Source organism: Peribacillus sp. NPDC097295, assembly GCF_044761665.1.
Lineage (GTDB): Bacteria > Bacillota > Bacilli > Bacillales > DSM-1321 > Peribacillus.
On record NZ_JBIWCW010000001.1, the window covers coordinates 70,615 to 95,796 of the forward strand.

Genomic DNA, 25,182 nt, shown 5'->3' on the forward strand with positions numbered 1-25,182 from the left:
TTAATATTTGTCTTGCTTGTCATCTGTAACATTTTCCTTTATTGGTGTAACGGTAACCTTGAGGGGTTTACTATGCTTTTCCCCTTTATCATCGGTTACTGTTACGGTTATTACAGTTTTTCCGACTCTCACTCCATGAACTCTTCCATTTACTACGGTAATATACTTTTCATTTTCTGCTGCAAAATACTCCGTACGAATGACATTCGTGGCATCTGCAGGGCTGTAGTTCACGACAATAGGTTTGGAAGATCCTTTTTCAAGTGTAATTTCTGGCACGATGATGGTCTCAAGAGGTTGCCCTACGCGGACCTCAATTGTCGCCTTTACATCCGGGTTATCTTTAGATGTAATCTCGACATTAGCCGTCCCGGTGCCTACACCCTTGATTATACCGTCCCCGATCACTTCCACAATGTTGCTATTGGAAGATGACCAGATAACGTCTTTAAAAGTTGCTTCATCTGGGAGTACGGTGTAATTGATTTTACGTTCTTCAAATTTATTCATTTTTTCCGGTGAATTCACCTCAATACCTGTTACGGGCACCTTTATCACCTTTACCTTGGACGTGCGCACTACTGGATTTCCATCAGAATTGATGCCTGTTGCGGTCAAGATAGTCTCCCCTAATTTCGTTCCTTTAATTTCAAATTTCTCTTTATCGAAGCTAGCTATGCTGTCATCAGCTAAATTAAATACTAAGCTCGATTTCCCCTCATCCTTAGGTTTAACCTCAGAGATTATTAATTTCTTGGTCTTTCCTAACTCCACGATAACATCATCCATTATAAACGAGTCGACCGGAATCCTTACCGTCACCGGCACTCTCCTACTGATCACTTTACCGAAAACATCTGTAACTTTCACGTTTATAAAGGTACTGCCTTCTTTCAAGATTTTTGCCGTTCCTTCGGCAGGGTCAATAGTAAGGATTTGTCCATTGCTTTCCTCACTCCATGAAATACTCTTGATGCCCGCATCTGCCGGAAGCATCTTCAGGTCGATCTTAAAGTTCTTTTCTGTACCTTTATTCAGTACGTATGAACTAGGAAAGTCTATATCTGTTAAGGCTTTATCCGCATTGAAAGACAGGGTATTAAACGATAAATCCTTTTCCAAACCAGTAAAATCCTTATACCTCAATAGAGAATTTGCCAAGACATATTGCTTCTTTTCGGTTGGCGTAACCTCAACTATGAAGGTCATAGGACTTGCAACGAATTTATCGCCTTCTTTACGATAGACAATATTACTAAGTGGTTTTTCTAACGTTATCCCTGTTGCTACTGATCCACTAGTATTGCCATCACTCGTCACTACCAAATTAGCAGGAAAACTTTCTCTCAGTGTCGTTTCTAAAGTCACTGAATTTCCGGATATAGCTAGAGCTTCACTACCGGTGATATCCTTAGGAGTAACCGTATATTCAATATCTACTGGTTTTCCAACTTCAACTAACGGACCTGATAGCAAAGCTCTTTTTACTTCAAGATTGGCATTGATTTTTTGAATTTTCACTCTCACTTCTTTTTCACTGACTGCGCCGGATTCATCCTTCGCTTCGATTTTAATGGTTACCGCCCCAGTGTCATGAAGATGATGGGGAATGGATCTAGTGATGGTCGCACCATTTGTCACATCATTTTCAGCATATACTTGGGTGCCATCCAAGAATACTTTAGTAGATAGTTTTTTATCTTTCAAATCATAATCCTGCAGCGTATAAGATAACTCAATGTTCTGATTGGTCGGTATGATCTGATCCTCAGTAGGCGTTGTGACTGTAATTTCTGGTGCATGATTTGACCCTAGGAATGCCCGGTACATTGTGTTGACGAATAATTTTTGTTCATCTACCGGAAAATTGTCATACCCGCCCCTATGACCTGTACCCGAATAGGTAATATTACCTTTAGAGTACGTATAATAATGATTCCAACTATCGTTCTCATCACGACTGCTGCCAATGATATTGTACCAAGGGATGATTTTGTCATCTTCTAAATTGAGCGTGTAATATTGGTTATGCGTCAAGGCTACGTTAATGCTATCATTCAGCGAATAAGGATATGTCGTAATTAATCCTTCGTTGATTTTTTTCGTATTAGTCGAAGGGTTAGGCGCTCCGTACCCTAGATTGGTTTGCGGACTGATTTGTCCTGTATTGTCCATGAAATGCTTCACCCAGTTATTATCATTTTCGAAAACGGTATCATGAGTGAACATTATGCTTTGCTTTGAAGCAATAAATTTTTCCAATGAAGCGACCGCATTGTCATTTATTTTTGCCGAGCGATTATAAGAATCGGCAAACCCAAAGATGACCATGTCGTATTTGCCGTTAATCACCTCATGTGAATAGCTTGACTCTGTTTTAGACTTATTGAAATTATCCATGCTCGTTGCATCAATTGAAATCTTATATTCGTCAGTACTTAAATAAGATTGATTCATATTATTGGGGCTTTTATCTTTATTCAACGAACTTTTTTCATTCGTATAGACTTGAAGGACCTTCAATTCCACCTTTTTATTAACAAAGTGAATCATCCCTTTTTGATAACTCTTCAAACTGTTCCCGATATCAACAAGTTCCACTTTCCAATAACGCACTCCGGAGTATCCTTTAGGTAGTTTATAAGAAAGCTTGGATGTATTGGATGCCACGGCCTGCTCCACTACTATTTCATCTGTCGTATATCGATCATCAAAGTTCGAATCGATATATAGCTTTGCTTGTAAATTTCGCGAACTGATATTAGCAGGAACTTGGACATTCATTATAAAATCTAAGTTCTGATCGTAGGTGAATGCCTTTGATTCATTAGGCTTCTCAGAAAGTGAAAATCGTGGTGCTTGTTTATAAGCACCAGTAATGAACTTTGTTGCCTTATCTTTAAAAGAGCTAATATTGTTACTATCATATACAATGACGTTTGCGGGTGGTGAAGATAAGTAATGTTCAAAATTAGCCTTCAATTTTGTAGCTTTAGGAATACCTTTTGATGAAAGGATAACCGGTTGCCCTTTTTTGATGAAATCATTAATGATTTCATTTGCCTTTAGATTCGTGATGTCATTCATTACAGTTGTTGTATTATGATCTTTGTTACTTTTAACTGGATTAGAATTGTAATCTCCGCCCATGATCGCAATCACATCGTATTTGCCATCGAGCTCTTCCCGTTGAGCGACAAACTTCTTCATTGTCATCAATGTATACTCATACGAATTTTCACCTAAGATTCCCTTTAACTGCGAATTTCCCGTTGCAACGATCTCAAGAATTCTCAGTTTCGGACCAGGAGATTGAACGGCTGCTTCTAAGGATTGGGGCGGAAAAAGAAACGAAAAAATTAATACCAATGACAAGACGAACCCCACAGACTTTTTCATAATTTACACTTCACTCTCATTTTTAATTTGATCTATCTTTTTGCCTTACATGAAGCAAGTTCTAGTAATCTAGTCTATAAGTTCTCTCTCTATTAATCGCATAGTTATATAGTCTTACTATTAAAACATATTTTATCAAAAATTGTGCAGGAATGGTCAATAAATACATTAATTTTTAATATATGTAAATTTCACCTTAAAAAAGACAAGACTCCGAAGAATCTTGCCTTTTTATCCTCCATATACGGCAACCTTGTTTCTACCTGCTTGTTTTGCACCTGTATACATCGCGCGGTCTGCATGCCTGATAATTGATTGTGCATCTTCGGCATCGACCGGTGCTGTTGCGACCCCGATGCTTGCTGTAATGGAAATGGACTCTTTCCGCCTACTTTCATTTAAATCGGAATGGACAGTGAAGGGTTTGTTCGATATCGAAAGTCTAATGAATTCAGCGAATTTATAGACCTCTTCTTTCCCGACATTCGGTAAGAGGATAACAAATTCTTCGCCGCCGTATCTTGCCGTCGTACCTGAATGGCCAACGATGCCGTCCAGCCGCTCTGCCAATTCACAAAGGATTTCATTGCCGCTTTGGTGACCGTATGTGTCGTTAACCGATTTGAAATGATCAATATCTAGAAGGATGAGCGACAAATGATTGAGTGATTGATTCTGCAACCGTTCAAATTCTTTATGTAAAACGCATTCAAAATAGCGAAAGTTATATAAATGAGTTAAAGCACATCGTTCACTGCTGTATTTAGTTTCCTGATAATGACGTGCGTTTTCAAGAGCCACCCATAGGTAGGAGGAAAGAATGTCCATGATTTTCGTTTGATGCGAACCATACGCTCTTTTCTTGGAAGAGGTAACAATGATTTCTCCAACTAAAACAGAGTTTCGAAAAATCGGAATCGCCATGATGCTTTCCACATCTTCAGGAAAATTACCATAATTGGATAGGTATTTCCAGTCCTTTTGAGAGTGAAAGACCTTGGCCTTTTTCAATTGAAAAAGGGTGGCGTATATTCCTTCTTTTATGGATACGGGTTTAATCCGTTTTTCTATTTGGGTGCCATTTTCTGCATAACGTAAGATCTGGGCATTTTCTTTTTCATCGAATATCTCAAAGACCAAAGTGTACTTTGAAGGAATGATGGCTGAACTGCCGTCGATAAATAAATCAAGTACCTCGTTTACTTGTAACCTTTGAGTCAACTGATGACCGAATTCACTCACCTTTTTCAAGTGCCTGTTTATTTCCTTAGTAAAATAATATTGTTTCATGATAAAAGCTAAGCTAACCAAAGCCGCTCCTACAAGCAAAATGGCCAAGCTTCCCATTTCGATATATAATACAAACAAAATAATGCCGATTGGCATAATCATGAGGCTTGTGAAACCATCCCAGAAAGCATCCTTCGTTTTCATTTCTATTTTTTTTCCGTATATTAGCCAATGGGCGACGATGACTACTACTTGATTGAATAAAAAATAAGAACACTGATAAATGAGAATGAATAGAATATCGATAGCATCAATGCCAGATGTGAAATCATGATTTCCACCTACGCCATAATAGACCAGTCCACTCAATAGACAAAAGATAAAAGAGGTAATGGAATTTAGCGGAAAACGATACCAATCCTTTTTTGCAAGTCGCAGCCTTATTATAATGAACATAAAGGCAACCTGTGTGACAACGATTTCAATAGCCAGTCCGTACACAAGAAATACGGCGAGTGAAACGCCTTGTACGACTGTGATTGGAATATTATTAATCATGATTGGCATCAAAGCCAACACACTGATGAGCACGAGAAAAGCAGGAATGTCCCATGTATTTCCACTTGAGAGAGGTGGGAATACATGAAAAGTCCCAACTAAACTAGCCGGTATGAAAAGAAACCAAATCACATAGATAGCCACTCGTATTTTACTAGAAATAATCATATATTTTCCCCATCCCCATGAGTATCTTGGTAATATCATACCAGTTTTTAGTCACTTTGCACTATACCCAAATTAAAAAACTTCAAAACATATAGTCTTAAAGTCTTTTTATATTATTAAAACAAAAAACCCTTTCGTCTAAGACAAAAGGGCATAAACAAACTAGAGATGAACCGGATGAGTAGCAGCATATGCCTTCCAAAAGAGTGACCATGGACCTATAAGGGTCGATCGCTGATTACAAAACCTCGGGCAAGTGAAAGAAAATAGAGGGAACCAGTGATAATCAACACCTCTTTATCTCCCGTTTTTTCTTCACCGATCGTTATCGCTTTCCGCCAATCCTCCTCCAAACTCCGTTTCTCTTTTGAACAATGTTCATAAAGCATTTCCGCTTCCGCTGCCCGTTCATGCTTGAATTCAGTAACGGTTATTTCACTCGCTTCCTTTTCGAGCAGAGATAGCATCTTGGCATAATCTTTATCACGGAATGAACTGAAAATAAATTTGTAGGCGTACTCCGGGTAGCGAGTCTTTAGCGTATCTAGCAGTACCTCGATGCCGGCCGGGTTATGTGCGCCATCGATGATGATCAAGGGGCTTTCCGAAATCTTTTCGAAGCGGCCATTCCATTGTGCTTCCGCTATTCCCTTCCGTATGCTTTTTTCATGGATGTTGTTTCTTACCATGGTGACTGCTGCGATAGCCATTGCGGCATTTTCGATTTGATGAGCGCCAAGCATATGCATCTCTATATTTTCAATGGAGGTATCTTGGAACGAAAAGGAGAAGCTTTGCCCTAGCTTGTTTTGCTTGATAGCCTGTACATGGATGTCTTTTCCGATTTGATAATACGGAACGCCAACTGAAGCCGCTTTTTCTTCAATCACGTTTGCTGGCTCTTCTGCTGTAACACCACTTATGATAGGTGCCCCGCTTTTAATGATGCCCGCTTTCTCGGAAGCGATTTCCCCAAGCGTATCGCCCAGGATATTCGTATGCTCCAATGAAATGGAGGTGATAATGGAAAGAAGTGGCTGAATCACATTGGTCGTATCAAGCCTTCCTCCGAGTCCCGTTTCTAGTAAAACCAACTCCACCCCTTTTTTGCTGAAATAAGAGAACGCCATGGCTGTCAGAATCTCAAATTGAGTCGGCCCATTTCCTTCGCTATCCATCTCTTTAACAATTGGCCAAAGTTCCAGAAATTCAGAGACAAAGTCCTTATCGCTAATTTCCTCTCGATCTATCTTCAGCTGTTCATTCAGTCGAATTAAGTATGGTGATGTGAAAGAAGCAACCCGTACCCCTTCAGCCAACAGAATTTCTTTTATGAAATGTAACGTCGAGCCTTTGCCGTTGGAGCCTGCTATATGTATATACGTAAGCCCTTCATGCGGATTTCCTAATTTATCCAATAAGGTTTCCATTCGGGACAAACCAAAGTTCATACCTAGTTGGACCTGTCGATGTTCAAAAAATTGGTTGATTTCATTCATGTCCATTACCATGTTTCAAGAAGCCTCCTCTTTCTTTATACCGCTCATATGCGTTAAAATTATTTTATCAATATATTAACCATTTACCTAGATGAAAGGTAGTGAATTTCCATGAAATCTTCTTCACTTCACTGTTGGATTGTCGTCAACGGCTATTTGCAGCATGATAAGTTTTCGAGCTTGGCTTTATTCTTACAAGCATCCGCAGTAAGAAAAGGAATATCAGCCGATCTTATCCGTAATTCCAATTTGATTCCCGTTATTGAAAATGGCACACCCCTACTAAAAGGAACATTTGAAAAGCTGCCTGATTTTGTCCTGTTCATGGATAAAGATATTCATTTGGCACGCCACCTGGAACTGCTCGGCCTCCCTGTATATAACAGTAGCACGGCAATCGAGGTTTGCGATAGTAAGGCAAAAACACATCAAGCTTTAGCGAATCACGGTATCCCAATGCCAAAAACCTTGTTTCCTCCTTTTACTTATGAAGGAATCGAGAGAAAGAACCTCGATGCGTTCAAGAAAATCGGCAGCGAACTAGGATACCCTCTCGTTGTAAAAGAAGCATACGGCTCATTTGGGGAACAGGTGTATTTAATCCCTTCAGAGCATGAATTTCTGGAAATGGTGAACAAGCTTGGGCACAGGCCATTTATCATGCAGGAATTCATTGAGCATAGTAAAGGCCGCGATATCCGTGTGAACGTCGTCGGCAATCAAGTCATCGCTTCGATGCAACGTAAGTCCGAGCATGACTTCCGGGCAAATATGACAGCTGGTGGAGAAGCCTCATCGTATACTCCGACTAAGGAAGAAAGTGATCTTGCCATCCGATGCGCCGCCATTTTGGGTGTGGATTTTGCCGGCGTCGATTTATTGTTCGGGGAAGATGGACCGCTATTATGTGAAGTGAATTCGAACTCGCATTTACTCAATATTTATGAATGTACGGGCATTAACATCGCTGACAGCATGTTTGATTATGTGATGGATGACATGCGAAAAAGAAAGGAATCCTGATGGTTAAACGAACAGGCTGGCTGATTTATAACCGTGAAGATGCCGCAAAAAATAGTGGATACATAGATTGGATGCTTGATGAAGCAAAAGAACTTAACCTTGATTTGCATTTGTACTATCGCGAAGACATACAAATCGGCCATCAGTCGAATCAATTGTATGTCGAACATAAGCAGCAACCAATAAGATTGCCGGATTTTGCAATAGTCCGGACCATTGATCCATTCTTCACTAAACAATTGGAAAAGTTACACATTGCTTGCTTTAACTCTTCTATTATCTCAGAGCTTGCGAATGACAAAGCAAAAACGCATCAGTATTTGACTTCCATCGGCATTCCAATGGCCGATACCGTTTATTGCCATGGTCAACCTCGTGCGGTCGATATGGAATTTCCTTTCATCGCAAAAGACATTCATGGACGTGGCGGTAAACAGGTTTACTTAATCGAACAAGACAAGGATTTACATGCACTGCCTGACGCCAAATGGATTGTTCAAAAACCAGGTGTTTTTGGAAAGGATATCCGCGTATTTGTCATTGGTACGAGAATCGTTGCAGCTGTGCTTAGAGAGTCATCGTCTACCTTCAAGGCCAATTACACATTAGGCGGATCGGCTTCGTTATATGAGCTGTCAGCTTCTGAAAAGACCCTCGTTGAACGGGTTATTGCTTGCTTTGACTTTGGGATGGTCGGCATTGATTTCATTTTTGCCGAAGATGGCCACCTTCTGCTTAACGAAATCGAAGATGTAGTCGGAAGCCGGACGCTCAGTGCGCTCAGTGACTTGAATATTGTAAAAGAGTACCTACTGTTTATAAAAGAAAAACTCTCAATTTATTAACACAAAAAAGGATGAACCACCCTCTTACAGGGCCGGTTCATCCTTTTTTATTTTTTAAAGCTGTTTTAATTCGTTGATTCTATGAATGACAGAATCACGTTTCTCACTATAGTCTTTTTCTTTGGCACGTTCTTCTTCAATGACGCTTGCTGGCGCTTTTTTGACAAAGCCCTCATTGCCTAATTTTTTCTGTACACGTTCTACTTCTTTATTAAGTTTGTCGAGTTCCTTTTCAAGACGTTTCACTTCTTCATCGATATTGATCAGTCCTGTCAATGGAAGGATCAGTTCGACACCCGTCACAACAGCTGTCATGGCTTGTGCTGGTTCTTCGACCTCGATGCCGATAGTCAAATGTTCCGGATTACAGAAGCGCTCGATATAACTGCTGTTTTTCTCTAACGTTTCTAAAATGGATTCATCTTTTGCTTTTAAAATCAAGTTGATTTTTTTGCTTAACGGTGTGTTCACCTCAGAACGGATATTCCGAACGGAACGGATGATCTCAACAAGCAGCTTCATTTCCTCGGCTGCAGCTGTATCCGTTAACTCTTCGTTCACTACAGGCCATGCAGCAACCGTAATTGATTCGCCTTGGTGCGGCAGGTTTTGCCAAATTTCTTCCGTGACGAACGGCATGAATGGGTGAAGCAATCTCATCGTGTTATCTAGCACATATGCAAGAATCGAACGAGTCGTTTTCTTCGCCGCTTCGTCTTCTCCATATAGCGGAAGTTTAGCCATTTCAATATACCAGTCACAGAAATCATCCCAAATGAAGTTATAAAGCACGCGGCCCACTTCACCGAATTCATAACGGTCTGCAAGTCTTGTCACGTTTGATATCGTTTCATTCAATCGAGTCAAGATCCATTTGTCGGCAACCGATTTCTCGCCGCTTAAATCGATTTCATCATACGTCATGCCATTCATGTTCATTAGGGCAAAACGGGAGGCATTCCAGATCTTATTGGAGAAATTCCATACCGCTTCGACTTTTTCCGTGCTATAACGAAGATCTTGCCCTGGTGAACTTCCTGTTGAAAGGAAGTAACGTAGGGAATCGGCACCGTATTGGTCTATGACGTCCATTGGATCGACACCATTACCAAGCGATTTACTCATCTTTCGTCCCTGTTCGTCACGAACAAGTCCATGAATCAGAACGTCTTCGAATGGGCGCTCACCCGTGAATTCAAGCGCTTGGAAAATCATCCGGGATACCCAGAAGAAAATGATATCGTAGCCCGTTACAAGTGCTCCGGTTGGATAATAGCGTTTGAAATCGATGCTTTCCTTGTCCGGCCAGCCCATAGTCGAGAACGGCCATAGTGCGGAGCTGAACCATGTGTCTAGTACGTCTGTATCTTGTTCCCAGTTCTCTGCATCAGCAGGCGCTTCCTGTCCAACGTACACTTCGCCTGTTTCTTTATGATACCAAGCCGGGATACGGTGTCCCCACCAAAGCTGACGGGAAATACACCAGTCACGAATATTCTCCATCCAATGCAGATACGTTTTCTCAAAGCGGTCCGGAACGAAGTTAACCTTCTCATCCTCGGTTTTCTTTTGTAGGTCAACCGCTGCATCAGCAAGAGGCTGCATTTTAACGAACCATTGAGTAGAAAGATATGGTTCAACGACTGCTCCGCTACGCTCTGAATGGCCGACAGAGTGAAGGTGATCTTCAATTTTGAAGAGTACTCCCGCTTCTTGCAAGTCTTTGACGATTTGCTTACGGCATTCGAAACGATCCATTCCTTCATATTTACCGGCCTTCTCATTCATTGATCCATCTTCATGCATGACAAGGATTCGTTCTAAATTATGTCTGTTTCCGATTTCAAAGTCATTAGGATCATGGGCAGGTGTGATTTTAACTGCGCCCGAACCGAAGTCCATATCCACATAATCATCGCCAACGATCGGAATTTCACGCCCAGTGATTGGCAAACGAACCATTTTCCCGATTAAATGCTTGTAACGGTCATCTTTAGGGTGTACCGCAACTGCCGTATCACCAAGCATCGTTTCTGGACGGGTTGTCGCAATTTCAATTTCTCCCGATCCGTCAACTAGCGGATATTTCATATGGTAAAACGCACCTTGAATATCTTTATAAATCACTTCGATATCGGAAATTGCCGTTTTCGTGGATGGGTCCCAGTTGATGATATATTCGCCACGGTAAATCAATCCTTTTTTATAAAGGTTGACGAATACTTCGTTTACCGCTTTAGAAAGGCCAGCATCAAGCGTGAAGCGCTCACGGGTATAGTCCAGGCCAAGACCAAGTTTTGCCCATTGCTCACGAATATGACTTGCATATTCCTCTTTCCATCTCCATGTTTCTTCCACGAATTTTTCACGGCCCAAGTCATAGCGGCTAACGCCTTCAGCACGAAGCTTTTGTTCCACTTTCGCTTGTGTTGCGATACCCGCGTGATCCATACCAGGAAGCCAAAGCACATCATACCCTTGCATGCGTTTCATTCGCGTCAAGATATCTTGAAGTGTTGTATCCCAAGCATGGCCAAGATGTAGCTTACCTGTTACGTTCGGCGGAGGGATAACGATTGTGTAGGGTTCTTTTTTATCGTCACCTGTTGTTTCAAAAAACTTTCCATCAAGCCACCATTTATAGCGGCCTTTCTCTATTGCTTGTGGATCGTATTTAGTCGGCATTGAAATTTGGTTTTCTTCCATGTTGTTTTCCTCCTTTTGGGCATAAAAAAAACTTCCATCATCATAAAAGGACGAAGGAAGTTGTTCGCGGTGCCACCTTTTTTCCGAAAAAGATACACTCTTTCCCGGCTCTCAAATGGAATAACGGCTCTTCACCGGCCTTCGCTACTTACAGGGTTCACGAAGACTGCTCGCGGACGACTTCTGATGCTGCCTGCTTAGAAACCTCGCACCAATGGTTTCCTCTCTGATAAGGGCATTTCATCTTACTATTTCCGGTCTTTACATTCATTTATATTCATATGTAAATTCATTAAACGCATATAGTATATAGTACAAAAAAAAGGGGGCTCCAGTCAATCATCTTTTCGTTTACTTTCGTAAGTATGACCCCATTCGATGAGGGAGGCTCATAACGGTAGCATGATTTACTCTATTATATCAGCAGCGTATCATGGATGTTCAGGATTTCTCACATGTTCCGCAGCCCTCCCATACAATAAAAGAAGTCCTACAAAGGAAGGTGTAATCTTGAGAAGAAAATATTCACCTTATACTTTGCCACCTTGGATGAAAAAGTTCCGCGGTGTTTGTCAGCAGTTCATTGTCCCCTTTATCGTTTTCCAGGGAATTCGCACGTTAATATTTCCAACTTTCTTCGATATGCTTCTGTTGGTCGCTTTTATTTTTTTAGCCATGTCTTTATATTTAGAATGGATATAATTATTCCCCTACAGCAAAAAAATATACATGAATGGATGAATATCCAATCATGTATATTTAGCTTGGGGGAGATTGTTCCTCTTTGGCCGCTTCTGCTGCCGCCTTTTTCTGCTGTTCGACCTCTTCTACTTTCATCACCATATATTCAACATTCTTCAGGAGCCAGAATTGCCTTTGTAATTTCGTAACATTATCCAGTTCCGTCCTAAGACCTTTACCTTCGGAATAATTCTTCACGGCCTCCAATGCCGACCCTGGGAAGGCAAGATAACTTTGCATCAGCAACATTTCTTCTTCTTTCAACGGAAAAAAACGAAGGTAATTATAAAGCCAATCCACGCAATCATCACATTGGATTGGATAGGTCCTCGCCGTTTTGACGAGAAAGGGAAGTAAATCGAAATGGGGAGGCGCAGTATTCGAATTCTCAAAATTAATAAAGTAGCCATACCCCCGTTCATCATATACAAAATGCTTTAACGAAACCTTCCCATGGGTAAGCACAGTCCGCACTTTTTCACTTTCCTTGGTCTTTTCGAACCATGTTTCAAATTTCTTGATCGAGTAGTTCAATGCCTGGGTTATGTCCGTAAAAAAGGTACAGACGGACATTTCAAATGGTGACATATACCACTTCTTCTCACAGTTAACGATATACTCTTCCATGAATTCCTTCTGCGTATTCCACTCACTCAGCGTTCTTTCATAATGGGCTTCCCGTTCCTCTGTATCCACCTCTGTTTCTTTTACAGAAAGGGTATGCATCCTGGCAAGTTCCCTGAACATTTGCTTATGCTTTTCGTCACGTTCGCCGTTTTCCTCATTATTCAACCAAGGCATCAGGTAGTATAGGCGGCCATTATGAAGGACGGCATAGCGTTGATCCATCGTTTGGTATATAGGGACGATCCGGTTGTATCCCCGGTGATACAGCGTTTGGATGTTGCGGATAAAATCCATGCCGTTATGAGGGGTAATCGACTTCAAGGCAAAGGTACCACGGTCGCTGTACACTTTTTTCACCCTTCCGAAATCCTCAATATATTGAACGTAAAGGGCATACTCCTTTAATACATATTCCGAATCCTTATCTATAATATTATTCTGCTGTTGATTCTCGTTTTCCCTCACGAGACTCACTCACTTTCTCTAAACCAACCCTTTTGTGTATGCAAAATAAAACAGGAGCAGAGCCATTTGCTCTGCTTTCTGCTGGTTATTAGTTTTTATAGGCTATGGCCTTAGGAATGTAGATGACTTGCCCTTCGTTGACATTCTGGTTCGATTCTAGTTCATTGCTAAGAAGTAAGGATTGTACCGTGACACCATAACGCTGGGCCAAATCATCCAACGTTTCCCCTTGCTGAACGATACAAACCTTCATCCTGACCAATTCTTCTTCCTGCTTTCTCCCGAAAAGATCCATGATGGAATGTTGGTTACCGTAATTATCTTGCTTTTCCTTATCAGTCTGTTCTGTATTTTGTTTTTTTCTGCCTTTATAGTTACTCAAATCCTTAACCTGTTGTGCTGATTTTTCCCTTCGTTTGAATAAGTCGCTTAAAGACGAATGAGATTCCGAATCTTTTTCAAGACTTGAGGACTCATTTTCTTCTTTAAGGTCATCATCCTGCCTATTGACGATGACTTCCTGTTCTTGGTGAGGAGATCCCGGAATTTTAACAACCGGAACACTTTCCACATCGGTCAGATACACGGAACCTTCCTTTTCTTCTTCTATTTCAGCCACTTTTCTTTTTACATCCGTTTCAATATGCTTACCTTTTTTATCTTCTATCTCCGCCACTCTTCTTTTTACCTGCTGTTCTATGCTCTCCTTGTTCTCTACTTGTATCTCTGGCACCCGTCCATTTACCTGTCCTTCGACGTTTCCTTCTTTTTTGGCCTCTATCTCGGACACTCGCCTTTTTACTTGTTTCTCAATGCCTCCTCCTTTTTCTGCCTCAATCTCATTCACCCGTCTTTTTACCTGCTGTTCAATATTCTCTTCTTTTCCTTTCTCGAACCTTGATACTGGGCTTTTCCCCTTGGAATCATTAGCTTCATTCTTCTCTTCCTCAATTTCTATAACTCTTCTTTTCACTTGGGTCTCAATATCGTCTCGGCCATTGACCTGCGTTTCCCACTGCATCTCTTCTGGAAATGGTGATACAGGGATATCAAAAACGGGCGCATTATGTTGATTGCTTAGATAAATAGGTTCTTCCTCTTCATCCTCTTTTGCTTCAGCGACTCGTTTTGCTTCCGCGGAAAAAGGAGTATACAATCCTTCTTCCTCTTCATTTCGAAATACATGTTGAAAGTCTGGTACAGGTGGTTCAGCAGCTGCATATGGAATATATGATTCATTTTCTTCATCAGATTCTTCAACAAACTCGGTCTCCTCAGTCTCTTGCTCCATGTCCGTACGCTCTTCCACATAGGAATCGTTGTAAATACCGGTTATCAACAAATCTGCCTGCAATTTGAGACAGTTACGTTCCGGCAAGTCATAATCAAAACTTTGAATCGCAATGTCGATTTCCTCCAACGAGGAAATTCGATTATTCGGTATCGTTATATCAACCGGAAAACGGTGCGTGAATTCATTGAGCCCATTTGATTGCCTCTCAACCTTTTGAACGGCTTTTGGCAAAAAACTTTGGGGATATTCCTCATGTTCACCGTTTTGCGAATCTTTGTATTCACCACTTAAATCTAAAGAACCTCGGATAAACACATATTGATCGCTTTCTTGGATTGTCACATTTGGGTCAAGGGATATCGAATAAAGTTCAGCCACTTCCTGTCCTTTATGAAACCAAACGGATTCTTCCAAAGAAAATCGCAAATACGATTCATTTTCTTGCGACAAGACAACTCCTCCTTTCAGCTTCAGGAAAACGGTACCTATACCAATAACAATCTATGAAGAAAGGCCATTGATTATTCCATTAATCACTGGGAAGGAAGATCAAAGTCTTCTCCTATCAAACAAATAAAAAAGGCTTCCCCGTATTTTGAGGAAACCCTTAAGATTATTTTTTCAATTTAGCAAAAGCCTTTTCAGCGGCTGCGATGGTTTTTTCGATATCTTCATCGCTATGCGCAGTGGAAAGGAATAAACCTTCATATTGGGACGGCGGAAGATAAATACCTTGGTTCGCCATTTCCCTGTAGTACGAAGCGAAAAATTCCAAATCGGAAGTTTTGGCAGTATCGTAGTTCACTACATCTTCATTTGTGAAGAAAAGCCCGATCATGGAACCGGCGCGGTTGAATGTAATTGGAATGCCATAACGTTTCGCCGCTTCTCCAATACCTTTTTCGAGCATATCGCCTTTACGGGTAAACTCGTCATACGATTCAGGAGTCAACTGACTTAACGTTTCAAGCCCTGCAGTCATAGCAAGCGGATTTCCAGACAACGTTCCTGCTTGATAAATGTTGCCACTAGGAGCTATTTGCTCCATGATGGAACGTTTACCACCGAAAGCACCTACCGGCAAACCACCACCGATTACTTTTCCTAGGCAAGTTAAGTCCGGATGAACACCGAAGTACCCCTGGGCACAGTTATAACCGACCCGGAAGCCTGTCATGACTTCATCAAAGATCAATAAAGCCCCGTATTGGGTGGTCAAGTCACGCAGCCCTTCCAAGAAACCAGGTTGTGGAGCTACGACACCCATATTCCCTGCAACAGGTTCTACGATGATACATGCAATATCTTCACCAAACTGTTCAAACGCATATTGAGTGGCTGCAAGATCATTGTACGGAACCGTAATCGTATTCTTTGCAATTCCCTCTGGAACACCTGGGCTATCTGGTAAGCCTAACGTGGCAACACCAGATCCTGCTTTAATCAGCAGGGAATCGCCATGGCCATGGTAGGAGCCTTCAAACTTCAAGATTTTATCACGGCCGGTATAGCCCCTCGCTAACCTTAGCGCACTCATCGTAGCTTCCGTTCCGGAAGAGACCATCCGGATCATTTCGATTGAAGGGACACGTTCAATGACCAGCTTAGCTAGTTCATTTTCAATCTCAGTAGAAGTTCCAAAGCTTGTCCCGGATTCCGCTACCTTTTTTAAAGCCTCAACAACACGGTCATTCGTGTGGCCAAGAATTAGCGGGCCCCATGAAAGAACGTAGTCAATATATTCGTTGCCATCAATATCATACAGTTTTGAACCTTTTCCACGTTCCATGAAAATAGGATCCATATCCACTGATTTGAAGGCACGGACAGGGCTATTCACGCCACCTGGCATCAAGTTTTTTGCTTCGGCAAACGCTTTTTTCGAGTTTTCGTATGACCGCATGCTTCAGTCCCCTTTTCTTAACTATATTATTATTTTTCCATTAATTATTATCTTCATCAATCCAGCGTGCTATCTCTTTTGAAAAATAGGTAATGATCAAGTCGGAACCTGCACGTTTAAAGCCCGTCATCATTTCCATGACGATAGCTTTCTCATCAATCCAGCCATTTTGGGCAGCAGCTTTCACCATCGAATACTCTCCACTAACATTATAAGCCACAATCGGTAGTCTATAAGTGTTTTTCATATCCCTGATGATATCCATGTAAGAAAGAGCCGGTTTCACGATTAGGAAGTCGGCCCCTTCGTTCACGTCTGATTCTGCTTCACGGAAAGCTTCTAAACGATTTGCAGGGTCCATTTGGTATGTTTTACGATCACCGAACTGAGGAGCTCCATTCGCAGCCTCACGGAAAGGACCATAAAAAGCGGAAGAATATTTCACGGCATATGACATGATTGGAATATCTTCATAACCCGCTTCATCCAGGCCTGTACGGATGGCTGCAACAAATCCATCCATCATATTTGAAGGTGCAATGATATCAGCACCTGCTTCAGCTTGGCTGATCGCCGTTTTAGCAAGAAGGTCCAGTGAAGCGTCATTTAGGATTTTGTCTCCCTCAACAACTCCACAGTGACCATGGCTTGTGTATTCACATAGACATGTGTCGGCAATCACCATGACTTCAGGGTATTGTTTTTTGATGAGTCGGGTTGCCTGTTGGACAAGCCCGTTATGATGGAAGGCTCCAGTGCCTTCTTCATCCTTATCATGTTCAAATGGAACACCGAATAAAATGACGGATTTAATGCCAAGACTCACGACCTCGTCCATCTCTGCAGCTAGGTTATCCATTGAAAGCTGATATATACCCGGCATAGAGCTGATTTCGGTTTTAACGTTTTCTCCATCAATGACGAAAATCGGATAAATTAAATCCTCTTTATGTAAGTGCGTTTCACGAACTAAAGCTCTCATGCCAGCACTTGCACGCAGGCGGCGGTGACGATTGAATGGAATATCTTTCATTTCATGATTCCTCCTTTAGTTTTCTTTACCAATATATCTTATAACTTCTTCTACCATCGCTTCTGTTGTATATACATCTGGACACACAGCAACATGTAATCCATGTTTCGTTGCCGTCTTCGCACAGATCGGTCCGATACAGGCAATGATGAGGTTTTCTATGTATGTATTCAATTCATATTGTTCAATAATTTGAATGAAGTGATTTACCGTCGAAGAGCTTGTGAAGGTAATGATATCAATTTCCCGACTCAGGATCAGTTGAACCAGTTCTCTTTCGCTCTCTTCCGGAAGTATGGTGTGATAGATAATGATTTCATCACATGACGCACCTTTTTCATTAATGGCCTCAGCTATGACCGTTCGTGCGAGGTTCCCTTTCGCTAGAAGGACACGTCCACCTGGTTCAAGCAGCTTAATGAACTCGATAACAAAACGTTCTGCAACATATTCAGATGGGATGAAGTCCGCTTCATATCCATACCCATTCAAGGCTTCTTCCGTCTTTGACCCGATGACCGCTATTTTGGGTAGAACATCAAGTTGCGTACCCAGAATCTCAAACAAAAAGTCCACACCGTTTTTGCTTGTTAAGATGAGCCAGTCATAGCTGTTCAATTGACCTAACCGTTCTTTTACCTCTCCCAGACGTTCTGGAAGGGTAAAATCAAGCAACGGCACCAATAGAGGTGTGCCCCCGCTTCTTTCTATTAAAGTTTGTAAGCCCTCAGCCTGACCTTTTCCTCTGGTGATTAAAATCCGATAATCTTTAAGAGGCAAAAAAGGCGTCATTACTGATCAAGCTCCTCTTTGACACGATCAATTAACTGTTTCCCACCGAATTCACTTATCAGTTTGGCAGCTTCAACACCAACCGCTTCAGGATTAGGACCCTCGGCCATCTCTTTATAAATCACTTTTCCATCCGGGGAAGCAACTAAAGCCGTTAAGGAAACGTCTCCATTTTCTTTGACAACCGCTAATCCAGCAATTGGAACCTGGCAACCACCTTCCATTTTATCCAAGAAGGCACGTTCAGCTTCTACCGTCTTTTTCGTTTTTTCACATGTGAATTTCGCAAGTTCAGACAGTAAATCATAATCATTTGCACGGCACTCAATGGATAGGGCTCCTTGACCGACAGCCGGTAAACAAATATCTTCATCTAAAAACTCCGTTACGACGTCTTGTTTCCAACCCATTCTTGCAAGTCCCGCTGCTGCTAGGATAATGGCGTCATATTCTTCATTTTTCAACTTATCCAAACGGGTATCAATATTCCCGCGGATCCATTTGATTTCAAGATCCGGCCTTCTTGATAGGATTTGAGCACTGCGGCGCAAACTGCTCGTTCCAACGATGGAGCCAGGTTTCAGTTCAGACAGTGTTTCGTGGTTCTTGGAAATCAATGCATCACGATGATCTTCTCTAGGCGGAATGCACCCGATGGTCAAACCCTCTGGAAGAACCGCCGGCATATCCTTCATGCTATGTACTGCCATATCAATTTCCCCATCCAGCATGGCCTGTTCGATTTCTTTAACAAACAGTCCCTTACCGCCTACTTTGGAAAGCGTCACATCTAAGATTTTGTCACCCTTCGTGACAATTTCCTTTACTTCGAACTCGTAGGGAAGACCAAGCTCTTTAAGTTGATTAATAACCCAATTCGTTTGGGTTATCGCTAATTTACTACGTCTAGAACCGACAATGATTTTTCTCATAGTTTCCTCCTATGTATTCCAAACATGGAATGATGAAAGACTTCCAAAAAGGAAAAAGTTAATTAATACAATCATGAAAAACCCGATATTCAAGAAGGCTAACGTTCTGCCATAGATTTGTTTGCGGATTTTCAAGTATAAATAAACGCTGTATCCTATCAATATAACAAACGAGCCAATAATTTTCAGATCCAACCAAGATACACCAGGCAATTTTAAATTTGCCCATTGGATGCCAAGTATCAAAGAGACTCCTAATAAAGGAACCGCAACTACAGCGAGAATATAAGACAAATATTCAAGCTTCGTCAAATCTCCCAGTCGAAGTAACCGTTTCCCCCATTTCTTCCGCTTCAATAAGTCATATTGAATCAAATAGAGTAAGGAAAACACAAAGGAAAGTGTAAAAGCGCTATAAGATAGCAAGGCAAAGGTGATATGGATAAGCAAAAGTTCAGAAACCAACTGTTGTGCAAGGACTTCGGATTCTATCTGTACTGGGGCAAATGTGTGAATAGCCATCACCATAAAACCAAGTAGATTAGTAAAGAAAACGATAAAATCGACACGCAACAAGCGGTTAATGATCAATGATAATGAAACGAGGAGCCAGGCATAAAAGTATAAACCTTCGAAAACCGTCATGACCGGAAATCTACCCGTTTTCATTACATAAAGAAATAAAAAAATTGTTTGCAACACCCAAACAATAGAAAGCAACCAGAAGGCTACTTTATTAGCCTTCTGGTTATTATTTAGAAAATCAAAAAAATATAAAAGCATACTGACGGCATATAACAATACAGTACCTTCATGTAATCTTGTCATTAGTAATTCCATATTTACCTCATTAATGGACAGGAACTGGGTTTAGCAGGGAAGACTTTGCATGTTGTTCTGTTTCATTGTCCTCTACCATTTTTTCTTCAACCAATTCCTCTAAATGAAAGATTTTCACAAAATTATTCAATTGCTCTTTTGCATTTGGTTGCTCTGCCAGTTCTTTGGCATATAGAATCGGATCTTTCAGCATTTGATTAATGATGCTTTTCGTATGCTTGTTCAAGACCTTCTTATCACGTTCGCTTAAGTGAGGAAGCTTTCTTTCTATGCTCTCCATCGTTTCCTTTTGAATCGACAACGATCTTTCACGTAATGACGAAATGACTGGAACAACACCCAACAGGTTAATCCATTGATTAAACTCTACTATCTCCGATTCAATCATTAAATCAATTTTTTCAGCAGCTTTTTTGCGTTCTTCGATATTCGCTTGCACGATACCTTCAAGATCATCGATATCGTATAGGAATACATTTTCCATCTCCGCCAATGCCGGATCCAAGTCACGTGGAACAGCGATGTCCACCATGAAGATAGGACGGCCTTTACGCAATTTGTTCACGAATGTCATCATTTCTTTCGTGACGAGAAGATCTTTTGAACCAGTAGAAGTGATTAAGATATCAGCTTCCACTAGAGCACATTGCAGTTCCTGAAGCTGTTTTGCGTTTCCGTCAAATCGCTCAGCTAGATCAACAGCCTTTTGATACGTACGATTAATGACTGTAATGCTATCCGCGCCATTGCTGTGAAGATTTTGAATGGCCAACTCGCCCATTTTACCGGCTCCAAGAATCAAGACATTCTTACCACTTAAGCCACCAAAGATTTTCTTCGCCAGTTCGACTGCCGCATAGCTTACAGAAACCGCATTCGTGTTGATTTCCGTTTCTGAATGAGCCTTTTTGGCGAGTGTAAGCGCTTGTTTAAACAGATGATTAAAAACTGTGCCTATTGTATCTTCCTTCTGTCCTAACATGTAGCTTGAGCGAACTTGTCCCAAAATCTGCGTTTCTCCCAGAATCATGGAGTTCAGACCACACGTAACTGAAAATAGATGTTCAACAGCCCCGTCCCCTTCATAGAAAAACAGGTATTTAGAGAATTCCTCCTTATTGAGGTTAAACCACTCCGAAAGGAATTCCTTAATATAATATCTGCTAGTATGAAGTTGATCACCTACCGCATAGATTTCCGTTCTATTGCACGTGGAGATAATGACATTCTCCAAAATGCTTTTTTTATTTTTAAGAGCTTTCATTGCCTCGGCAAGTTCAGCTTCATTAAACGACAATTTTTCCCGAATTTCTACAGGGGCAGTTTTGTAATTGATACCAACCGCTAGAATATGCACCTTTTGTTTTGCACCCCCAAAATTTTTCATGTAAATTCATTATAACATGTACAAAAACTGATACAAAAAAATATATGAACAGTTTATGAACGTATGCTACCATAATAAGAAAGCTAGAACCCTTGGTCAATGAAAGGGGTAGTAGCTGTATTATATATATAAAAACATATTTCGACATTGTGTACAAAAGAACCATAACAAAAATACCAAAAAACTTCAAGTAATCGAATTGATAGGAGGATGTAATGAAAAAGCAACGAATTTTCCCCGGAATCATTTTAATAGGTTTCGGACTTTATTTTTTTCTTGAACATTCACAAATTGAAATTTTCCCTGGTTTTTATAGCTGGCCTACATTATTATGTATCGTTGGTATTGCCTTTTTAATTCAGGCCTACAGTGGGAATGAATATGAATCCATTCTTCCAGGCGTCATCCTGCTCGGGTTCGGTGCCCATTTCCATATTGCCAATAACCTCGAGATTTGGCCCGATAGCCTTGGTATCTTTATTTTAATCATTTCTCTTGGATTTATTCTAAGGACCCGTAAAACGAATACGGGAATGATGCATGGGATGATTTTATTCGTCATTGCGATTCTCACTTTGTTTTATGATAAGATCATGACCTCCTTCGGCATTCTCGAAACAGGCACTTATAATATTGAAAAATTTTGGCCATTTGTTTTAATCGCAATTGGTGTTTATATCTTACTTCGAAAAAAATAAAAGGCCTCCAATTGGAGACCTTTTCATGAAAAGAGAGGGGCATTCCACTACCTGGAATGTCCTTTTGCTCCTTACATGTATTTTTTCAGAACGCCCCAGACTTGTTCTTTCCCTTCGCCTGTTTCACCAGAGAAAAGAAGCAATTCATCTTCTTTTTCCAGATTTAGCGTTTGACGAGTAATTTTTAAATGTTTTTGCCATTTGCCTTTTGGAATTTTATCTGCTTTCGTCGCTATCACGATTCTTGGCAAATCATAATGCTTCAGGAATTCATACATGGCGATATCATCCTTAGTCGGAGGATGACGTAAATCTACGACCAATATCGCTGCACGAAGCTGTTCACGGGATGTGAAATATGTTTCGATCATTCTCCCCCACGCGTCTCGTTCGCTTTTAGAAACCTTCGCATATCCATAACCAGGTACATCCACAAAATGCATGGCCTCATTTATGATATAGAAATTTAGCGTTTGCGTCTTCCCTGGTTTAGAGGAAGTCCGCGCTAAATTTTTCCGATTGATTAGTTTGTTGATGAAACTGGATTTCCCAACATTTGAACGGCCTGCTAAGGCAAATTCCGGAATCGGGGTATTAGGATATTGTTCAGGCTTCACGGCACTGATAACAATATCTGAACTTGTCACTTTCATTCGTTCACACCTACCAATGCATGCTCAAGGACTTCATCAACATGTGAAACTGGAACAAATATTAATTCTTTACGGACACTTTCCGGGATATCATCAATATCCTTTTCGTTATCTTGCGGGATGATGATCTTCGTAAGCCCTGCCCGATGAGCCGCTAAGGATTTTTCCTTAAGGCCGCCGATTGGGAGAACCCGTCCGCGTAATGTAATTTCGCCTGTCATGCCTACCTCTTTTCTGATCGGCCTATTAGTAAGAGCCGATATCAACGCTGTTGCAATCGTGATGCCTGCAGATGGACCATCCTTAGGAACGGCTCCTTCTGGAACATGAATATGAATATCATACTTTTCATGGAAGTTCGTATCGATTTGAAGTTTCTCGGTTTTCGAACGTACATAACTGAAAGCAGCTTGAGCTGATTCTTTCATGACATCCCCAAGTTTCCCCGTCAAGATGAGCTTGCCTTTACCTGGTGATAAAGATACCTCGATCTGCAATGTATCCCCACCGACCGAAGTGTAGGCTAATCCATTAGCGACACCGATTTGGTTTTCCACTTCAGCCTGTCCATAATGGAACATCGTTTTCCCTAAAAACTCCTCGACATTCTTATCAGAAATCACGACTCGTTTTCTCTCTCCGGAAACAATGATTTTTGCCGTTTTCCTGCATATACTGGCAAGCTGCCGCTCCAAACTACGGACACCGGCTTCACGTGTATAATAACGGATGATCTTAGTGAGGGCTTCTTCACGAATTTGCAGTTGTGTCTTCAATAGACCATGGTTTTCCAACTGTCTCTGCAGTAAGTGATCCTTGGCAATATGAAGCTTCTCTAATTCAGTATAACCTGCAATCGATATGATTTCCATACGATCACGAAGCGGTCCTGGAATTGTCGAAAGATTATTGGCTGTTGCAACGAACATGACCTTGGAAAGATTATACGTTTCTTCAATATAATGATCACTGAAATTATGATTTTGTTCAGGGTCAAGTACCTCAAGCATTGCGGCCGATGGATCTCCCCTGAAATCATTGGACATCTTATCCACTTCATCCAGTAAAAATACCGGATTAATCGTGCCTGCTTTTTTCATGCCTTGAATGATTCTACCAGGCATCGCCCCTACATATGTGCGGCGGTGTCCCCGGATTTCCGATTCATCGCGCACGCCCCCTAAGGAGATGCGGACAAACTTCCGGTTCAATGATGAGGCTATCGACTTGGCCAAGCTTGTTTTACCGACCCCAGGAGGACCTACCAAACAAAGAATTGGTCCTTTTAACGAGTTAGTCAATTGCTGGACCGCCAAGTATTCAAGTACCCGTTCTTTGACCTTTTCCAATCCATAATGGTCCCGGTTAAGGATTTTTTCGGCTTTGTGAATATTAAGGTCATCCTTCGTGGCATTCGACCACGGAAGCGAAATTAACCATTCGATGTAATTGCGGATGACGGAGCTTTCAGCTGAGCTGGATGGAACTTTTTCATACCGATCCAATTCTTTTAGTGCCGTTTCTTTGATATGCACGGGCATATCGGCTTCATCAATTTTTTCAGTAAGGACAGCAATTTCGCCTGTTTTACCCTCTTTATCTCCCAATTCCTTTTGAATGGCTTTCATTTGTTCACGGAGATAGTATTCTTTTTGTGTCCGCTCCATGGATCGTTTGACACGCTGACCGATTTTTTTCTCAAGGAAAAGGACTTCCTTTTCGTTATTGATGATTTCAATCACACGGCTTAAGCGCTCTTTCATATCGATGGTCTCAAGTACTTCTTGCTTCTCCTTCAGCTTTAAAGGCAAATGAGAAGCAATGATATCAGCCAGTCTACCCGGCTCTTCAATATCAGAAGTGGAAGAGAACGTTTCACCGGTTATTTTCTTGGACATCTTTATGTATTGTTCAAAATAATCCAACAAAGTGCGCATTAGCGCTTGATGTTCCGCATCTTTTTCATCACTGTCTTCATATATTTTAACCTTCGCACCATAGTGTGTCTCATAATCGTAAAATTCACTAACCTCTGCCCGGTTCAAACCTTCCACCAAAACGCGGATGGTACCATTCGGAAGTTTCAACATCTGCTTTACTTTTGTTAATGTTCCCATTGTGAATAAATCTTCTTCACCCGGTTCATCCAACGAAACATCTTTCTGTGTCGTCAAAAATATAAGATGGTCTTCCACCATTGCTTTCTCAAGGGCTTGTACCGATTTATCTCGGCCTACATCTAAATGAAGTACCATTGTTGGATATACAAGCAGTCCTCTAAGCGGCAGGAGGGGAACGATGATTTCTTGATCAGTCATTTCCTGACACCTCCAAATTTAGTATCGTCGTTGTAAACTATTTACCCAAGTTATCAACCTTTTAACAATTC

General features: G+C 41.2%; 18 protein-coding genes and 1 other annotated feature. Of the genes, 4 read left to right on the top strand and 14 right to left on the bottom strand.

All coding sequences use genetic code 11. The features are described 5' to 3' along the window. The 3 genes from ACIQXN_RS00365 to ACIQXN_RS00375 all read right to left on the bottom strand — a co-directional run bounded on the left by ACIQXN_RS00365 (position 1) and on the right by ACIQXN_RS00375 (position 6,866). Positions 1 to 3,399 (bottom strand): DUF5057 domain-containing protein, encoded by a 3,399-nt coding sequence (locus tag ACIQXN_RS00365; RefSeq protein WP_402960602.1) that lies wholly within the window; start codon positions 3,397 to 3,399, stop codon positions 1 to 3. A gap of 231 nt (positions 3,400 to 3,630) precedes the next feature. After that, a complete protein-coding gene (locus ACIQXN_RS00370; RefSeq protein ID WP_402960604.1) occupies positions 3,631 to 5,355 on the bottom strand; it encodes a sensor domain-containing diguanylate cyclase in 1,725 nt (574 codons plus the stop codon). A 218-nt stretch (positions 5,356 to 5,573) separates the two neighbouring features. Then, on the bottom strand, positions 5,574 to 6,866 hold the full coding sequence (locus ACIQXN_RS00375) for a bifunctional folylpolyglutamate synthase/dihydrofolate synthase (RefSeq protein ID WP_402960606.1): 1,293 nt from the start codon (positions 6,864 to 6,866) through the stop codon (positions 5,574 to 5,576). Positions 6,867 to 6,965: 99 nt separating this feature from the next. Here ACIQXN_RS00375 and ACIQXN_RS00380 point away from each other — a divergent pair, with 99 nt between their 5' ends. Beyond that, a complete protein-coding gene (locus ACIQXN_RS00380; RefSeq protein ID WP_402960608.1) occupies positions 6,966 to 7,877 on the top strand; it encodes an ATP-grasp domain-containing protein in 912 nt (303 codons plus the stop codon). Continuing rightward, positions 7,877 to 8,722 carry an ATP-grasp domain-containing protein gene (locus ACIQXN_RS00385; RefSeq protein WP_402960610.1) on the top strand — a complete coding sequence of 282 codons (846 nt, stop codon included), beginning with the start codon at positions 7,877 to 7,879 and terminating at the stop codon, positions 8,720 to 8,722. Before ACIQXN_RS00380 ends, ACIQXN_RS00385 begins: the two co-directional genes overlap by 1 nt. Positions 8,723 to 8,776: 54 nt before the next feature. Here the strand turns inward: ACIQXN_RS00385 and ACIQXN_RS00390 are convergent, their stop codons facing one another. After that, positions 8,777 to 11,428, bottom strand: a complete 2,652-nt coding sequence (locus ACIQXN_RS00390) for a valine--tRNA ligase (protein WP_402960612.1) — start codon at positions 11,426 to 11,428, stop codon at positions 8,777 to 8,779. Between the two features lie 43 nt (positions 11,429 to 11,471). Continuing rightward, positions 11,472 to 11,699: a binding site (T-box leader), on the bottom strand. A gap of 278 nt (positions 11,700 to 11,977) precedes the next feature. On the opposite strand from ACIQXN_RS00390, the gene ACIQXN_RS00395 reads away from it, so the two are divergent. Continuing rightward, positions 11,978 to 12,130 (top strand): hypothetical protein, encoded by a 153-nt coding sequence (locus ACIQXN_RS00395; RefSeq protein ID WP_402875862.1) that lies wholly within the window; start codon positions 11,978 to 11,980, stop codon positions 12,128 to 12,130. Between the two features lie 57 nt (positions 12,131 to 12,187). On the opposite strand, the gene ysxE is transcribed toward ACIQXN_RS00395, so the two are convergent. The 8 genes from ysxE to hemA all read right to left on the bottom strand — a co-directional run bounded on the left by ysxE (position 12,188) and on the right by hemA (position 21,412). Beyond that, positions 12,188 to 13,261 (bottom strand): spore coat protein YsxE, encoded by a 1,074-nt coding sequence (ysxE, locus tag ACIQXN_RS00400; RefSeq protein WP_402960614.1) that lies wholly within the window; start codon positions 13,259 to 13,261, stop codon positions 12,188 to 12,190. Between the two features lie 88 nt (positions 13,262 to 13,349). After that, the gene (gene spoVID, locus ACIQXN_RS00405) at positions 13,350 to 15,005 is read right to left on the bottom strand and encodes a stage VI sporulation protein D (protein ID WP_402960616.1); all 1,656 of its coding nucleotides are present in this window, start codon (positions 15,003 to 15,005) and stop codon (positions 13,350 to 13,352) included. 163 nt (positions 15,006 to 15,168) lie between these two features. Further along, positions 15,169 to 16,458, bottom strand: coding sequence for a glutamate-1-semialdehyde 2,1-aminomutase (gene hemL, locus ACIQXN_RS00410; protein ID WP_402960618.1), 1,290 nt, complete (start codon positions 16,456 to 16,458; stop codon positions 15,169 to 15,171). Between the two features lie 40 nt (positions 16,459 to 16,498). Continuing rightward, on the bottom strand, positions 16,499 to 17,491 hold the full coding sequence (gene hemB, locus ACIQXN_RS00415; protein WP_402960620.1) for a porphobilinogen synthase: 993 nt from the start codon (positions 17,489 to 17,491) through the stop codon (positions 16,499 to 16,501). A gap of 15 nt (positions 17,492 to 17,506) precedes the next feature. Beyond that, a complete protein-coding gene (locus ACIQXN_RS00420; protein WP_402960622.1) occupies positions 17,507 to 18,283 on the bottom strand; it encodes a uroporphyrinogen-III synthase in 777 nt (258 codons plus the stop codon). After that, a complete protein-coding gene (gene hemC, locus ACIQXN_RS00425; protein WP_402960624.1) occupies positions 18,283 to 19,215 on the bottom strand; it encodes a hydroxymethylbilane synthase in 933 nt (310 codons plus the stop codon). The genes ACIQXN_RS00420 and hemC overlap by 1 nt, the downstream gene beginning before the upstream one ends. A gap of 9 nt (positions 19,216 to 19,224) precedes the next feature. Further along, positions 19,225 to 20,055 carry a cytochrome C assembly family protein gene (locus tag ACIQXN_RS00430; protein WP_402960626.1) on the bottom strand — a complete coding sequence of 277 codons (831 nt, stop codon included), beginning with the start codon at positions 20,053 to 20,055 and terminating at the stop codon, positions 19,225 to 19,227. A 10-nt stretch (positions 20,056 to 20,065) separates the two neighbouring features. Beyond that, on the bottom strand, positions 20,066 to 21,412 hold the full coding sequence (hemA, locus tag ACIQXN_RS00435) for a glutamyl-tRNA reductase (RefSeq protein ID WP_402961696.1): 1,347 nt from the start codon (positions 21,410 to 21,412) through the stop codon (positions 20,066 to 20,068). A gap of 245 nt (positions 21,413 to 21,657) precedes the next feature. Here hemA and ACIQXN_RS00440 point away from each other — a divergent pair, with 245 nt between their 5' ends. After that, positions 21,658 to 22,140: a LiaF transmembrane domain-containing protein gene (locus tag ACIQXN_RS00440; RefSeq protein ID WP_402960628.1), complete on the top strand. Its 483-nt coding sequence runs from the start codon at positions 21,658 to 21,660 to the stop codon at positions 22,138 to 22,140. 71 nt (positions 22,141 to 22,211) lie between these two features. Here ACIQXN_RS00440 and yihA read toward each other — a convergent pair whose 3' ends face one another. Both yihA and lon read right to left on the bottom strand, forming a co-directional pair. After that, complete coding sequence (gene yihA, locus ACIQXN_RS00445) at positions 22,212 to 22,793, bottom strand: ribosome biogenesis GTP-binding protein YihA/YsxC (RefSeq protein WP_402874633.1); 582 nt, start codon at positions 22,791 to 22,793, stop codon at positions 22,212 to 22,214. Further along, entirely contained in the window at positions 22,790 to 25,111 is a 2,322-nt protein-coding gene (lon, locus tag ACIQXN_RS00450; protein ID WP_402960630.1) for an endopeptidase La, read from the bottom strand. The genes yihA and lon overlap by 4 nt, the downstream gene beginning before the upstream one ends. Positions 25,112 to 25,182: the final 71 nt, after the last annotated feature.